The following is a 13,659-nucleotide window of genomic DNA, read 5'->3' as shown; positions in this document are numbered from 1 at the left end:
TTATGTCTGCTTTCGATTTCGATCCGAAACCGCGCCGCGCTTCCGTTGCCGTCGATGTCGGCGGTGTCATCGTCGGCGGCGGTGCGCCGGTCGTCGTGCAATCCATGACCAACACCGATACGGCGGATGTGGATTCCACGGTTGCGCAGGTGGCTGCACTCCATCGCGCCGGTTCGGAGCTGGTACGCATCACCGTCGACCGCGACGAAAGTGCTGCCGCCGTGCCGAAGATCCGCGAGCGGCTGCTGCGCCTCGGCATGGATGTGCCGCTGATCGGCGATTTCCACTATATCGGCCACAAGCTGCTTGCCGATCATCCGGCCTGCGCCGAAGCGCTGGCGAAATATCGCATCAACCCCGGCAATGTCGGTTTCAAGGACAAGAAGGACAAGCAGTTCGCCGAAATCATCGAGATGGCGATCCGCTATAACAAACCGGTGCGCATCGGTGTCAACTGGGGTTCGCTGGACCAGGAACTGCTGACGCAGCTGATGGACAAGAACCAGGCCGAAGGATCGCCGCTTTCGGCCCGGCAGGTGACGCACGAGGCGATCGTGCAGTCGGCGTTGCTGTCTGCCCAGCTTGCCGAAGAGATCGGCCTGCCGCGCAACCGCATCATCCTGTCGGCCAAGGTCAGCCAGGTCCAGGATCTGATCGCCGTCAATTCCATGCTCGCCGAACGCTCCAACCATGCGCTGCATCTCGGCCTGACCGAAGCCGGCATGGGCACCAAGGGCATCGTCGCCTCTTCGGCTGCCATGGGCTATGTGCTGCAGAACGGCATCGGCGATACGATCCGCATTTCGCTGACGCCGGAGCCGAATGGTGACCGCACCCGCGAGGTGCAAGTGGCGCAGGAACTGCTGCAGGTCATGGGTTTCCGCCAGTTTGTGCCGGTCGTCGCGGCCTGTCCCGGCTGTGGGCGCACGACCTCGACGGTATTCCAGGAGCTCGCGCAGAACATCCAGAACGACATCCGCAAGAATATGCCGATCTGGCGTGAGAAATATCCGGGTGTGGAAGCACTCAATGTCGCCGTCATGGGCTGTATCGTCAATGGACCGGGCGAAAGCAAACATGCCGATATCGGCATTTCGCTTCCCGGCACCGGCGAGACGCCGGCTGCCCCCGTCTTCATCGACGGCAAGAAGGCCCTGACGCTGCGCGGCCCAAATATCGCCTCGGATTTCGAGGCGCTCGTCATCGACTATATCGAGAAGCGTTTCGGCCAGAAGACGGCAGCGGAGTAATCACTCCGCTTTTCGACGACCTCCTGCAGCAGGGCTGGATAGTCCCGCCCTTCCCCTGTCTCAGCTCTTGCGTTCGGCCACGAACTGGGCCGTGGCGATCAACACTGCGGCGCGTTCACCATAGGGGGCGAGCAGCTCTTCCGCGTCCTCGACATGCTGACGCAGCCGCTTCTCCGCCCATTCCATGCCGTGAAGTGCCACCAGCGTTCCCTTGCCGCGGGCGGCATCCTTGCCGGTCGCCTTGCCCATCGTCTGGGCATCAGAGATCAGGTCGAGAATATCGTCGGCAAGCTGGAAGGCGAGGCCGATCTTTTCGCCGAAGCGGCGCAGGCGCTGCCGGTCTTCGGCCGAAGCGCCGGCAATGATGGCGCCGGCCTCGCAGGCGAAGCGGATCAGTGCACCCGTCTTCATCGCCTGCAGACGAATGATGCCGGCTTCATCGGGCGCCTGCTTTTCCGCCGCAAGATCAAGGGCCTGTCCGCCGGCCATGCCGCCGAGGCCAGCGGCGCGGGCGATCGCCAGAACGAGTTCTGTCTTGCTGCGGTCCGGCAGGTCGGTTTCCGGCGCGGCGATGATGTCGAACGCGTAGGTCAGCAGGCTGTCGCCCGCCAGAATGGCGGTCGCTTCGTCGAATTTGATGTGTACGGTCGGCTTGCCGCGGCGCAGGTCGTCGTCGTCCATAGCCGGCAGATCGTCGTGAACGAGTGAATAGCTATGGATGCATTCGAGTGCCGCGCCGACGCGAAGTGCTGCCTGCCTGTTGCCGCCGAGAAGTGCTGCGCTCTCGATGACAAGGAAGGGGCGCAGGCGTTTGCCGCCATTCAGGACGGCGTAGTGCATGGCGCTTCGCAGAAGATCGGGACGGGCGATCTCGTCGGACAGCATGGCAGGAGCGAGCAGCAGATCGAGCAGCCCCTCGATCTCGGCGGCGCTGTTTTTCAACCGTGTCTCGAATGTTTCCCGCTTAGCGTCCATCCGCGCTCTTTGGCACGGCAGAACGGCTGCTGGCAACGGAATTGTCGATCACCGCGTCAAGATTTCCGCTGCACTCTGGCAATGACGGTTTTCAGGCGGTATGACAACGACAAGGGCGAAATCGGACTGGGACATTGGATATAGCGCCGCAGACAGAGGAGAGCGTCGATGCGCCGGTTCGCCGGCGCTGGGTTGGAGACCGCCAGGTGCTGAAGCGCATTGTTCTTGCCGTTCTGGCGGTGCTGCTTTTGCCCTATGTGCTGATCCTTCTCTATCTGCTGCCCTTCATCCATCCGGTTTCGACGCTGATGCTGCGCGACCTCGTGCTTCTGCGTGGTTATGACCGGCGGTGGGTGTCGATCGACGATGTTGCGCCTGTGCTCGTGCAATCGGTGATGATGTCGGAAGACGGGCAATATTGCTTCCACGGCGGTGTCGATTGGGGCGAGATGCGGATGCTGGTCGAGGATACGCTGAAGGGCCAGGAGACGCGTGGCGGCAGCACCATTCCCATGCAGACGGCGAAGAACCTGTTCCTCTGGAACAGCCGCTCCTTCATCCGCAAGGGATTGGAACTGCCGCTGGCTGTCGGCTCCGATTTCGTCTGGTCGAAGCGGCGGCTGATGGAGATTTATCTCAACATCGCCGAATGGGGGCCAGGCATTTACGGTATCGAGGCGGCTGCGCAATATCACTTCAAGGTGCCTGCCTCGAAGCTTACGCGCCGCCAGGCATCGTTGCTTGCGGTTTCGCTGCCGAACCCGATCGATCGCAATGCCGGAAAACCCGGACGAGGGCTGCGCAGGCTTGCAGCGCTCATCGAACGGCGGGCGCAGGGCTCGGGCGATTACATCAAGTGCATCTATGATTGAATCAGAACTTGTCGTTGGAAGCGGCAAGCGTCATCTGACATTCTTGATCCTGCCATATGGGCGAATGCATCAGCAATCAAAGCCCCGAGTCGCCCATGACCACCACGACACTTTCGCCCGAGCTTCTCCAGTATTCGAAGACCCATAATCCGGCTCCGCCGCGGCATCTCGGCTCCCGCTACCAGAAGCTCGGCGGCTTCCTGCCCGAGCGGGGCAACACGATCGTCTGCCATCCCCCGAGGGGCTCACGAACGCAGCAGGTGCTGATCGAAGCGCGTGAGAGATATCTGGCGATGCCCGAGGCACCACAATTCATCTTCACGCCAATCACCAGCCTCCATATGACGCTTTTTGAAGGCGTGATCGAGACCGGCCGCAAGGAGAACCATTGGCCTGATAATATTCCGCTCGATACGCCGATCGATGACATGACAGAGCTCCTGGGCGCGCGGCTCGAAGGCTTCAAGATGTTCGATCCCTTCAAGGTCGCGATCGTCGAAGCCCGTCCGTCCGGCCTACTCCTCGAGGGTGCGACAGAGGATGACCGCAAGGTTATGCGCGCCTGGCGCGACGCATTCGCCGATCTCCTGGGTTACCGTCAGCCCCACCATGAGAATTACAAGTTCCACATGACCTTCACCTATGCGATCGAGCGGCTGGAAGACGAGGCGCTGCCGCGCTGGCAGGCAATGCTTGACGAGGTGACAGAGGATATCCGCAGCAGGGCGCCGGTACTGGAACTCAACCCGCCGGCCTTCTGCGTGTTCGAGGATATGAACCACTTCCACGAACTGCTGATCTTCGATTTCGAACCCTGACAGGAACACACCATGGACAAGCTGACGCTCTATATCGCCAACAAGAACTACTCTTCCTGGTCCTTCCGGCCGTGGATGGCGCTGACGGGCGTCGGCATCGATTTCGAAGAGGTGCTGATCCCCTTCGATTATCCAAACGGCAATCCCAATATCAAGGCGGTCTCTCCGAGCGGCCATGTGCCCCTGCTGCAGCACGGTGCGCTGAAGATCTGGGAATCCTTCGCGATCATCGAATATGTAGCCGAGCTTTACCCAGATGCCGGGTTGCTGCCGAAGGATCGCGCCGAGCGGGCGCTCGCCCGTTCGGCCTCCATGGAGATGATGTCGAGCTTCCGGGCGCTGCGCAGCGCCTGCCCGATGAATATTCGCCGGCCGAAGGGCAAGATCGCGCTGCCTGACGGCATCTCTGCCGATATCAGTCGCATCGAGACAATCTGGCGCGACCTGCTGCAGAAATCCGGTGGACCGTTCCTCTTCGGTGCATTCAGCGGAGCGGATGCGATGTTTGCGCCCGTCGTCAATCGCTTCGATATCTATGATCTCGTCAGCAGCGCCGATATACTGGCTTACATGAACACGATGAAGGCGCATCCGGCTTGGCGGAAGTGGGAAGAAGCAGCCCGCGCCGAGCCGTGGATCGTACCGGAAGACGAAGTCTAAGCGGAGAATCAGAGGCATCGCAAAAAATACATATGGGGACTGGTCAAGGCCGCGCCTTGCATGTATAAGCGCGCAAAATTCCGAAATCGCGACATGTCCGTTTCGGCCGCCAGTCTGGCCGTGGGAATGTTTTGCCCGCAAGTGGAGTAAGAGAAATGGCTGTACCGAAGAGAAAAACGAGCCCGTCCAAGCGCGGCATGCGCCGTTCGGCTGATGCGCTGAAGGCTCCGACCTATGTCGAAGACAAGAACTCCGGCGAACTGCGCCGCCCGCACCATATCGATCTGAAGACCGGTATGTACCGTGGCCGCCAGGTTCTGACGCCGAAGGAAAGCGCATAATTCTTTATGCGGTTTTGTCCTATGAAGGTTTTGAAGGCTGGCTCTATGCCGGCCTTTTTCTTTTCAGGATATTATAATCTTCAGTGCCTTGAAGTGACACGGTGATGTCAGGCAGTATTCCCTAGAGATCAGGGAGATTTTTCTGCATGATTACCGCAATGCCGCTGATGGTTATTCCATTTATTCTTTACAATCTGGCGATGCTGGGCCTGATGGGCGGCGGCGGAATTCCCTCGCTACAGCACGATGTGATCGTGCTGTCGATGCTTTCGGGCGCAATCTGGAGCATGGCGCTCGGCGATCTTTTCATCGTCGTGGCGCTCGTTGTACTCTTCTTCGAGATCCTGAAGGCGACCCGGAACGCTTCCGGCAACCTCATCAACCATATGCTGTCGATGCTGGTCTTCATCGCCTTCCTGGTCGAGTTTCTTCTCGTCCAGGATGCGGCGACCCAGGTCTTCTTCATCCTGATGACCATTGCGCTGATCGACGTGATCGGCGGCTTTGCGGTGTCGATCCGCAGCGCCGGCCGGGACGTTTCGATCGGCCTATAGGTTGTCGAGCTTGTTCTGCAGTGCGCGAAGCTGTTCCTTCAGCTCGTCGATGTCCTTCGCCTCTGCCTTGCGGCTTTCCTTGGGCGGCGGCGTCATGAAGGGCGAGAACATCTGCATGGCCTGCTGGAACATCTCGGTATTCCGGCGGACCTGCTCCTCGACCATTTGCATGGGAAGCTGCAGGTTCTTGCCGAGCGGCGTTTCGCCGAAGGCACGGTTCACCTGCTCACGGATCTGCGACTGTTGTTCCGTGAAGGCTCGCATGGAATGTTCCAGGAAGCTCGGAACGACCATCTGCATCTGGTCGCCGTAGTAGGTGATCAGCTGACGCAGGAAGGAGATCGGAAGCAGCGTGTTGCCGGTCTTCGATTCCTGCTCGAAAATAATCTGGGTCAGTACCGAATGTGTGATGTCGTCACCGCTTTTGGCGTCCTGGACGACAAAATCCTCCCCCTTCTTCACCATCTCCGCCAGGTCTTCCAGCGTCACATAGGTGCTGGTGCCTGTATTATAGAGGCGGCGATTGGCATATTTCTTAATTACGATCTGACCCTCAGTCTTCGCCATATCAGTCTCCCGAACCCCGTCTGATTGTATGGATACTCCTCCACCAGAGACTGTAGACGCAAAAGAAGGGCGGTGACAATCTCTTTGTGCGATGCGGCAAGCCCTTTCCCTGTACGGATAAATCCATTTGAGGGCGCTGCAGCAAATGGTGGAATAGTCTTGGCATTTGACTTGCGCCTGCAGCTTTGTCAGTTTCCACTTATATGTGTGACGAGAAACGAGGAAACCACCCCATGAGCAGTTCATCCGTCGTCATCGCCAGCGCAGCGCGCACCGCTGTCGGTTCCTTCAACGGTGCTTTCGGCACAATTCCCGCTCACGAGCTCGGCGCAGCCGCCATCAAGGGCGCGCTGGAGCGGGCAGGTGTCTCCCCTGAAGACGTGGACGAGGTCATCCTTGGCCAGGTCCTGCAGGCCGGCGAGGGCCAGAACCCCGCTCGCCAGGCGGCGATGAAGGCCGGTGTACCCAAGGAGGCGACGGCCTGGAGCGTCAACCAGCTCTGCGGTTCCGGCCTGCGTGCCGTTGCCCTCGGCATGCAGCAGATCGCGCTCGGTGATGCGAAGATCATCGTCGCCGGCGGTCAGGAATCCATGTCGATGGCGCCACACGCGGCGCATTTGCGCGGCGGTGTGAAGATGGGCGACATGAAGATGATCGACATCATGATCAAGGACGGTCTAACCGATGCCTTTTACGGCTATCACATGGGCGTTACTGCAGAAAATATCGCACGCCAATGGCAGCTTTCGCGCGACGACCAGGACCAGTTCGCCGTCGGATCGCAGAACAAGGCAGAAGCCGCGCAGAAGGCTGGCCGCTTCCGGGATGAAATCGTTCCCTTCATCATTCAGGGCCGCAAGGGTGATGTAACCGTCGATGCCGACGAATATATCCGTCACGGCGCGACGCTGGAGGCCATGGGCAAGCTGCGACCCGCCTTCGACAAGGATGGCACGGTGACCGCGGCGAATGCCTCCGGTCTCAACGACGGCGCTGCCGCAGCCGTGCTGATGAGCGAAGCGGAAGCGTCGCGTCGCGGCATCCAGCCGCTTGCCCGCATCGTTTCCTGGGCAACAGCCGGTGTCGATCCGCAAGTTATGGGGACCGGCCCGATCCCTGCTTCCCGCAAGGCGCTGGAAAAGGCCGGCTGGTCCGTCGCCGATCTAGACCTCGTCGAGGCCAATGAAGCCTTCGCGGCCCAAGCCTGCGCCGTGAACAAGGATCTCGGCTGGGATCCTGATATCGTCAACGTCAATGGCGGCGCGATCGCGATCGGTCATCCGATCGGCGCTTCGGGTGCGCGAGTTCTCAACACGCTCCTCTTCGAAATGAAGCGCCGCGGCGCCAAAAAGGGTCTCGCCACGCTTTGCATCGGCGGCGGCATGGGTGTCGCGATGTGCTTCGAGGCAATGTAAATAGCGTACAATGCATGTTTCTTGAGGCCCGCCCGAGAGCGGGCTGACAATAACTGGGGAGCGGAACATGAGCAGAGTGGCTTTGGTCACTGGTGGTACGCGCGGCATTGGCGCGGCAATTTCGATGGCTCTAAAGAATGCCGGCTATAAGGTTGCTGCCAACTACGCCGGCAATGATGAAAAGGCCAAGGCATTTCATAATGTTACCGGCGTGCCCGTCTTCAAGTGGGACGTGTCCGACTATCTTGCCTGCGGCGAAGGTATTGCGAGGGTCCAGGCTGAACTCGGCCCGGTCGAGATCCTCGTCAACAATGCCGGCATCACGCGCGATGCGATGTTTCACAAGATGACGCCGCAGCAGTGGCATGAGGTGATCAATACCAACCTCACCGGCCTCTTCAACATGACGCACCATGTGTGGAGCGGCATGCGTGACCGCAGCTTCGGCCGCATCGTCAATATCTCCTCCATCAACGGCCAGAAGGGCCAGATGGGGCAGGTGAACTATTCTGCCGCAAAAGCCGGCGACCTCGGGTTTACCAAGGCGCTTGCCCAGGAAGGTGCGGTCAAGGACATCACCGTCAACGCCATCTGCCCCGGTTATATCGGGACGGAGATGGTGCTTGCCGTGCCGGAAAAGGTGATGAATGAGAAGATCATTCCGCAAATCCCGGTCGGGCGCCTCGGCGAACCCGAGGAGATCGCGCGCTGCGTGACCTTCCTCGTTTCCGACGATGCCGGTTTCATTACCGGTTCGACGTTGACGGCCAATGGCGGTCAGTTCTTCGTCTGAACCTATTTCTTCTGGCTGTGGACGTAGTTGCTCGGGAAGCTGCCGGCACTGTCATAGGGGCCGGCAGACGCTCCATAAGCCGCGAGGGCAATGGTGATGAGGGCTGCGATCGCGATGATCTTGTTCATGGTCGTGTCTCCCTGCGGACGGGCGCGCGTATAGTTGACGACACGCGGTTCGGTTCATTGATGGAGTCAGGCGTTCGGATGACGCCGTCTATTGGCTTTGACGGGCACTTTCTGGAAGGCGCGGTCCTGCTTGCGGAGGGCAGCGACTGCCGTCGTGAGGAAAGCCGAGGCGATCAGGACGGCGACGGCGGAATTCAGGAAAATCTGGGCCATGGTAGCGTTCCTTTTCATTCAGGGGCGGCACATGCTCTGCCCTTGTGATGTTGAAAAGGAATATGCGCTTGGTCCTGTTGGCGCGGTAGATTTGCCTTCAGCGACCGATCGTCAACGCGGCGTTGACGACAAAAGCGGGCAAGAAAAACGGGCGCTGAAGCGCCCGTTCAAAATTTCCGATGGGCCGATGCTGATTAGCGGCAACGCGCTTCGTAGCGGCGACCGTAGCGGTCGCGATAGATGCAGTAGCCGCGGCGTTCAACCGACTGGCCGATCAGTGCGCCTGTCAGACCGCCGGCGACTGCGCCGACTGCCGCGCCACCCCAGCTGTTGCTGACGGCGCCGCCGATGATGGCGCCCGTGCCCGCACCAATCGCCGTGCCCTGCTCCGTCGGGGTGCAGGAGGCGAGAGCGCCAATGAGAGCGCAGCTAAGAACAATCCTTTTCATGTCTAACTCCCCAGGTTACCGGCCTTTAAATTCGGCCCATCAGTACAAGAATGATAATGATGACGAGAACTAACCCCAAACCACCGGAAGGTCCATAGCCCCAGCCGCGGCTATAACCCCAATTCGGCAAGGCGCCGACCAATAACAGAATAAGGATAATAAGAAGTATCGTGCCAAGCATGGTGTTTGTCCTGCCTCATTCTCATTTCGACTGGACTAGAAACCCGCATCCGCGATTTTTGTTCCCGGCTAAAACTCTCAGAATATCACGGCGGCGTTATCACCCATTGCGACAGAAGCCGAATTTAGCCGGTTCCTTCGAAAGCAAGTCGGCGAAGTGCTATCTAGTATTTTCCGGGTATGGTTAAAATTCTCTTTGAATACAATATGTTGCGGTGAACAAAACAGGAAAATGAACATGTCTCCGATTCGTCGGCGATTCGTTCCGGCTTTGATCAGCCATGACTTTCATCGGCCTACCGGCACCGGCCTGCTTAAGGCTCCGTAAATTCGGCATGCAAAAGATTAATGCGATCCGACAGCTCGGAATGGCTGCGGCAAACCCAGAACCCGTATCTTGGGATCGGTGGCGAAAACGCCACAAGATCTCGCCGTGAACGAAAGGGGAAAACCTCGAGATCGGCGATTCGTCTCCGATTCGTTCCGGCTTTGGTCGAAGCGTTAATTTCGGGCTTGACCTTTGCGCCTTTACGATGCGGCAAGAAGCGTTAATCGCGGTTGCCAGCATTTGTTCTCAGGCGAGTCTGCAGATTCAGCATCTAGTGTAAAAAAGCGATTCAAAATCAATACTTAGCCGTGAACAAAAGCTGAATCCGCCGGAGTCAGCGATTCGTCTCCGATTCGTTCTCAAGCTGTTCCGAATCTTAAATCAAGGACTTAGCGGGCTGTGACTTCCGTGCTCAATCCCAAGTCTATTTCAAATCTGCCCTTGCGTTTGAAGCTTCGGCTGTCCATGTGTTCTGTGCCTCATTCGCAGCTCCGACTTGACCCTGGGGCGTCACCGCCTCACTTGCATGGAATATGACCCTGACTTCGCAGCCGATGATACTGAGCGGGCGCGGCGTGACCGCGGTGCTCGGGCCGACCAATACCGGCAAGACCCATTATGCGATCGAACGCATGGTGGCGCATGGGACGGGTGTCATCGGCCTGCCGCTCCGCCTGCTGGCGCGCGAAGTCTATACGCGCGTGGTCGAAAAGGTCGGCGCCCACAACGTGGCGCTGGTGACCGGCGAAGAAAAGATCTCGCCGCCGAATGCGCGTTTCTCGGTCTGTACGGTCGAAGCGATGCCACGGGAAACCAAGGCAGCCTTCGTCGCCATCGATGAAGTGCAGCTCGCGGGAGATCTCGAGCGCGGCCATATTTTTACAGACCGCATCCTGCATCTGCGCGGGCGCGAGGAGACGCTTCTGCTGGGTGCTGCCACCATGCGGCCGATCCTGCAGCAGCTTCTGCCGGGGATTACGGTCACGGAGCGGCCGCGGCTTTCCCACCTTCTCTATGCCGGGCAGAAGAAGATCACCCGGCTGCCGCAGCGTTCGGCAATCGTCGCCTTCTCGGCGGACGAAGTTTATGCGATCGCGGAACTGATCCGGCGCCAGCGCGGCGGTGCGGCTGTCGTGCTCGGAGCGCTCAGCCCCCGCACCCGCAATGCGCAGGTAGCGCTCTATCAGGAGGGCGACGTCGAATATCTCGTCGCGACCGATGCGATCGGCATGGGTCTCAATCTCGATGTCGACCATGTGGCCTTCGCGCAGGACCGGAAGTTCGACGGGTATCAATTCCGCAACCTCAACCCCGGCGAACTCGGCCAGATCGCTGGCCGCGCCGGCCGTCATGTGCGTGACGGAACCTTTGGAGTAACCGGCCAGGTTTCACCCTTCGACGAGGAACTCGTGCAACGCATCGAGGGCCATGAGTTCGACAATATCAAGGTTCTGCAGTGGCGTACCAAGGATCTCGATTTTTCCTCGATACAGTCCCTGCGGGCAAGCCTTGAGACCGGCCCCCGCGTGCCGGGTCTGACCCGGGCGCTGCCGGCAGTCGACCAGCAAGCGCTCGAACATTTGTCGCGCTATCCGGAAATTATTGATCTCGCTAGCACGCCGGCGCGGGTCGAAAAGCTCTGGGAGGCTTGCGCTCTGCCGGACTATCGGCGCATAACGCCTGCGCAACATGCCGATCTTATTTCTACCCTCTTTTCCGATCTAGTGCGCTATGGCACGGTGAACGAGCAGTTTCTAGCCGAACAGGTTCACCGTTCGGATCGGACAGATGGAGAAATTGACACGCTTTCGGCGCGAATCGCGCAGATAAGAACCTGGACCTATGTATCGAATCGGCCCGGCTGGCTTGCCGATCCGACACACTGGCAGGAAAAGACGCGGGAAATCGAAGATCGATTGTCCGATGCGTTACATGAAAGGTTGACGAAACGCTTTGTTGATCGCAGGACATCTGTGCTCATGAAGCGCCTGAGAGAGAATGCGATGCTGGAAGCTGAAATCAGTGTGAATGGCGATGTCTTTGTTGAAGGACATCATGTGGGGCAGTTGACCGGGTTCCGTTTCACGCCTGTTGGGGGAACGGACGGGCCGGATGCCAAGGCGGTTCAGGCTGCGTCGCAGAAGGCGCTTGCTCTCGAATTCGAAGCTCGTGCCGCACGCTTGCATGCCGCAGGCAATGCCGATCTGGCGATCGGATCGGATGGACTCGTCCGGTGGCTCGGCGATCCTGTCGGCCGCCTTTCGGGCAGCGATCATGTGATGCGTCCGCGTGTCATCCTGCTTGCCGACGAGCAGCTCACGGGCAATGCGCGTGACCATGTCGCCGCCCGTATCGAGCGCTTCGTCAATCATCATATCAGCACGGTGCTGAAGCCGCTCGACGACCTGTCGCGCGCCGAAGACCTGCAGGGCCTTGCCAAGGGGCTTGCCTTCCAGCTCGTCGAGAATCTCGGCGTGCTCTTCCGCCGCGACGTGACGGAAGAAGTGAAGTCTCTGGATCAGGATGCGCGCGCTTCCATGCGCCGATACGGCATTCGCTTCGGCGCTTATCATATCTTCGTGCCTGCGCTTCTGAAGCCGGCGCCGGCGGAGCTCATCACCCTCCTCTGGGCACTGAAGAATGACGGTCTCGACAAGCCGGGCTACGGCGATCTCATTCCGGTGCTCGCCGCCGGCCGTACCTCTGTGGTCACCGATCCGAGCTTCGAGCGTATGTTCTACAAGCTCGCGGGCTTCCGTTTCCTCGGCAAGCGCGCCGTGCGCATCGACATCCTGGAGCGTCTTGCCGACCTCATCCGTCCGCTCCTGCAGTGGAAGCCGGGTCAAGGCACGCGTCCCGAAGGCGCCTATGACGGTCGCCGTTTCACGACGACGACGGCGATGCTATCCATTCTCGGCGCGACGCTCGAAGACATGGAAGAGATTCTCAAGGGTCTCGGCTACCGCGCCGATGCCGTGAAGGCCGAAGAGGCAGCCGCATTCCTCGCAACGCAGGATGTAGCATCCGCTCCGGCTGCAGCGGTGACTGAGGCTGCAGCAGAGGAAACGGCTGAAAAGGCCGACCACGATGACGCAGACGGCGCTTCGGAAGAAACGCCCGCTGTCGAAGCCGCACCTGTAGCTGAGGAAACGCCTGCAGTTACCGAAGACTCGGCTGAGGCGGGCGAAGCTGCAGAGCCGAAGCCGGTTCTCCTGTGGCGCCTCGGTGGCCGCAACGAAAACCAGCGCCAGGCGCGCGGCCATGGCGACCGCCGCGGCGGACAGGGCCAAGGCCAGGGTCAGGACCGCGGTGAGCGCAACAATCGCCGCCAGGGCGGTGGCGAAGGTGGCGAGAGCCGGGATGGTAATCGCAACAACAACCGCAACCGGGATGGCAATCGTGACGGTAACCGGGAAGGCGGCAATCGTGACGGCGGCAATCGTGATGGGGGCAGGCCTCAGCACGCGCGTAATGACCGCAACGAGCAGCGCGGCGACCGGCAGGACCGCAAGGATCGTGGCGATCGCAACGACCGCAACAACAACCGCGGCAATTCGCAGCCGCTGCGCTTCGAGGCCAAGCCGCCGCGCAAGGAGAAGCCGATCGATCCGGATTCGCCGTTTGCCAAGCTTGCAGCGCTCAAGGAGCAGATGAAGAAGTAGTCATGAGCGGAGAGACACAGCCAGGGAGCGGTTCGCGCCAGCGCATCGACAAATGGCTGTTCTTCGCACGTATGGTGAAATCGCGCTCGCTGGCGCAGAGCCATATCCAATCCGGTCACGTCAGCATCAATGGCGCACGCTGTGCGCAGCCGAGCCAGATGGTCAAGGTGGGCGATCGCGTTGAGCTGAGGCTGGAGCGGCGGGATGTCATTCTCGTTGTCCGGCTGCCGGGCGAGCGGCGCGGACCCTATGAGGAGGCGAAGCTGCTCTATGAGGATCTGTCGCCGCCTCCGGATGTGGCAAAACGCCTCACGCCCTATGAGCTGGCTATTCGGGCCACCGGCTCCGGAAGACCGACGAAAAAGGAGCGGCGCGCAATCGACAGGCTGATGTCGGATGAGGATTAGAAAACTCTTCCTGCCGTCAGCTTTTCGAAGATCGTTTGTCCTTGAAA

At 59.8% G+C, this 13,659-nt stretch carries 16 protein-coding genes; 10 read left to right on the top strand and 6 right to left on the bottom strand.

The genetic code is table 11. The features are described 5' to 3' along the window. Positions 1 to 2: 2 nt before the first annotated feature. Complete coding sequence (gene ispG, locus J2X71_RS23010) at positions 3 to 1,250, top strand: flavodoxin-dependent (E)-4-hydroxy-3-methylbut-2-enyl-diphosphate synthase (protein WP_007827555.1); 1,248 nt, start codon at positions 3 to 5, stop codon at positions 1,248 to 1,250. 60 nt (positions 1,251 to 1,310) lie between these two features. On the opposite strand, the gene J2X71_RS23005 is transcribed toward ispG, so the two are convergent. Then, positions 1,311 to 2,225: a farnesyl diphosphate synthase gene (locus J2X71_RS23005; protein ID WP_310385390.1), complete on the bottom strand. Its 915-nt coding sequence runs from the start codon at positions 2,223 to 2,225 to the stop codon at positions 1,311 to 1,313. Between the two features lie 134 nt (positions 2,226 to 2,359). Between J2X71_RS23005 and mtgA the strand changes: the two genes are divergently transcribed. The 5 genes from mtgA (at position 2,360) to J2X71_RS22980 (ending at position 5,470) form a co-directional block, all read left to right on the top strand. Continuing rightward, on the top strand, positions 2,360 to 3,097 hold the full coding sequence (gene mtgA, locus J2X71_RS23000) for a monofunctional biosynthetic peptidoglycan transglycosylase (RefSeq protein WP_310385387.1): 738 nt from the start codon (positions 2,360 to 2,362) through the stop codon (positions 3,095 to 3,097). 95 nt (positions 3,098 to 3,192) lie between these two features. After that, a complete protein-coding gene (locus tag J2X71_RS22995) occupies positions 3,193 to 3,915 on the top strand; it encodes a DUF1868 domain-containing protein (protein ID WP_310385385.1) in 723 nt (240 codons plus the stop codon). A 12-nt stretch (positions 3,916 to 3,927) separates the two neighbouring features. After that, positions 3,928 to 4,575: a glutathione S-transferase family protein gene (locus J2X71_RS22990; protein ID WP_310385383.1), complete on the top strand. Its 648-nt coding sequence runs from the start codon at positions 3,928 to 3,930 to the stop codon at positions 4,573 to 4,575. Between the two features lie 155 nt (positions 4,576 to 4,730). Beyond that, positions 4,731 to 4,916: a 50S ribosomal protein L32 gene (gene rpmF, locus J2X71_RS22985; RefSeq protein WP_003543812.1), complete on the top strand. Its 186-nt coding sequence runs from the start codon at positions 4,731 to 4,733 to the stop codon at positions 4,914 to 4,916. Between the two features lie 146 nt (positions 4,917 to 5,062). Then, positions 5,063 to 5,470: a hypothetical protein gene (locus J2X71_RS22980; protein WP_007827565.1), complete on the top strand. Its 408-nt coding sequence runs from the start codon at positions 5,063 to 5,065 to the stop codon at positions 5,468 to 5,470. On the opposite strand, the gene phaR is transcribed toward J2X71_RS22980, so the two are convergent. Beyond that, positions 5,465 to 6,037, bottom strand: a complete 573-nt coding sequence (phaR, locus tag J2X71_RS22975) for a polyhydroxyalkanoate synthesis repressor PhaR (protein ID WP_007827566.1) — start codon at positions 6,035 to 6,037, stop codon at positions 5,465 to 5,467. The genes J2X71_RS22980 and phaR overlap by 6 nt on opposite strands. Positions 6,038 to 6,270: 233 nt before the next feature. On the opposite strand from phaR, the gene J2X71_RS22970 reads away from it, so the two are divergent. Together J2X71_RS22970 and J2X71_RS22965 are read left to right on the top strand one after the other, a co-directional pair. Continuing rightward, entirely contained in the window at positions 6,271 to 7,452 is a 1,182-nt protein-coding gene (locus J2X71_RS22970) for an acetyl-CoA C-acetyltransferase (RefSeq protein WP_310385229.1), read from the top strand. Between the two features lie 67 nt (positions 7,453 to 7,519). Further along, positions 7,520 to 8,245: a beta-ketoacyl-ACP reductase gene (locus J2X71_RS22965; protein WP_310385227.1), complete on the top strand. Its 726-nt coding sequence runs from the start codon at positions 7,520 to 7,522 to the stop codon at positions 8,243 to 8,245. 2 nt (positions 8,246 to 8,247) lie between these two features. Here J2X71_RS22965 and J2X71_RS22960 read toward each other — a convergent pair whose 3' ends face one another. The 4 genes from J2X71_RS22960 to J2X71_RS22945 all read right to left on the bottom strand — a co-directional run bounded on the left by J2X71_RS22960 (position 8,248) and on the right by J2X71_RS22945 (position 9,216). Further along, positions 8,248 to 8,373 (bottom strand): hypothetical protein, encoded by a 126-nt coding sequence (locus tag J2X71_RS22960; protein ID WP_310385225.1) that lies wholly within the window; start codon positions 8,371 to 8,373, stop codon positions 8,248 to 8,250. A gap of 66 nt (positions 8,374 to 8,439) precedes the next feature. Beyond that, on the bottom strand, positions 8,440 to 8,586 hold the full coding sequence (locus J2X71_RS22955) for a hypothetical protein (protein ID WP_310385223.1): 147 nt from the start codon (positions 8,584 to 8,586) through the stop codon (positions 8,440 to 8,442). Between the two features lie 194 nt (positions 8,587 to 8,780). After that, entirely contained in the window at positions 8,781 to 9,035 is a 255-nt protein-coding gene (locus J2X71_RS22950; RefSeq protein ID WP_310385221.1) for a YMGG-like glycine zipper-containing protein, read from the bottom strand. 25 nt (positions 9,036 to 9,060) lie between these two features. After that, the gene (locus J2X71_RS22945; protein WP_007825451.1) at positions 9,061 to 9,216 is read right to left on the bottom strand and encodes a DUF3309 family protein; all 156 of its coding nucleotides are present in this window, start codon (positions 9,214 to 9,216) and stop codon (positions 9,061 to 9,063) included. A gap of 860 nt (positions 9,217 to 10,076) precedes the next feature. Between J2X71_RS22945 and J2X71_RS22940 the strand changes: the two genes are divergently transcribed. Further along, the gene (locus tag J2X71_RS22940) at positions 10,077 to 13,205 is read left to right on the top strand and encodes a helicase-related protein (RefSeq protein ID WP_310385218.1); all 3,129 of its coding nucleotides are present in this window, start codon (positions 10,077 to 10,079) and stop codon (positions 13,203 to 13,205) included. Positions 13,206 to 13,207: 2 nt separating this feature from the next. Then, positions 13,208 to 13,612 (top strand): RNA-binding S4 domain-containing protein, encoded by a 405-nt coding sequence (locus tag J2X71_RS22935; protein WP_310385216.1) that lies wholly within the window; start codon positions 13,208 to 13,210, stop codon positions 13,610 to 13,612. Positions 13,613 to 13,659: the final 47 nt, after the last annotated feature.

Source organism: Rhizobium sp. 1399 (assembly GCF_031455475.1).
In the GTDB taxonomy this organism is placed as follows: Bacteria; Pseudomonadota; Alphaproteobacteria; order Rhizobiales; family Rhizobiaceae; genus Rhizobium.
The sequence above is the reverse complement of the archived record's forward strand: the minus strand, read 5'-3'. Positions and strand labels throughout refer to the sequence as shown.

Coding starts and splice junctions, on each gene's coding strand:
- J2X71_RS22945 (WP_007825451.1), bottom strand. CDS start 9,216: ATGCTTGGCACGATACTTCTTATTATCCTTATTCTGTTATTGGTCGGC.
- rpmF (WP_003543812.1), top strand. CDS start 4,731: ATGGCTGTACCGAAGAGAAAAACGAGCCCGTCCAAGCGCGGCATGCGC.
- J2X71_RS22980 (WP_007827565.1), top strand. CDS start 5,063: ATGATTACCGCAATGCCGCTGATGGTTATTCCATTTATTCTTTACAAT.
- J2X71_RS22935 (WP_310385216.1), top strand. CDS start 13,208: ATGAGCGGAGAGACACAGCCAGGGAGCGGTTCGCGCCAGCGCATCGAC.
- J2X71_RS22965 (WP_310385227.1), top strand. CDS start 7,520: ATGAGCAGAGTGGCTTTGGTCACTGGTGGTACGCGCGGCATTGGCGCG.
- ispG (WP_007827555.1), top strand. CDS start 3: ATGTCTGCTTTCGATTTCGATCCGAAACCGCGCCGCGCTTCCGTTGCC.
- J2X71_RS22940 (WP_310385218.1), top strand. CDS start 10,077: ATGACCCTGACTTCGCAGCCGATGATACTGAGCGGGCGCGGCGTGACC.
- phaR (WP_007827566.1), bottom strand. CDS start 6,037: ATGGCGAAGACTGAGGGTCAGATCGTAATTAAGAAATATGCCAATCGC.
- J2X71_RS22960 (WP_310385225.1), bottom strand. CDS start 8,373: ATGAACAAGATCATCGCGATCGCAGCCCTCATCACCATTGCCCTCGCG.
- J2X71_RS22950 (WP_310385221.1), bottom strand. CDS start 9,035: ATGAAAAGGATTGTTCTTAGCTGCGCTCTCATTGGCGCTCTCGCCTCC.
- J2X71_RS23005 (WP_310385390.1), bottom strand. CDS start 2,225: ATGGACGCTAAGCGGGAAACATTCGAGACACGGTTGAAAAACAGCGCC.
- J2X71_RS22970 (WP_310385229.1), top strand. CDS start 6,271: ATGAGCAGTTCATCCGTCGTCATCGCCAGCGCAGCGCGCACCGCTGTC.
- J2X71_RS22995 (WP_310385385.1), top strand. CDS start 3,193: ATGACCACCACGACACTTTCGCCCGAGCTTCTCCAGTATTCGAAGACC.
- J2X71_RS22955 (WP_310385223.1), bottom strand. CDS start 8,586: ATGGCCCAGATTTTCCTGAATTCCGCCGTCGCCGTCCTGATCGCCTCG.
- J2X71_RS22990 (WP_310385383.1), top strand. CDS start 3,928: ATGGACAAGCTGACGCTCTATATCGCCAACAAGAACTACTCTTCCTGG.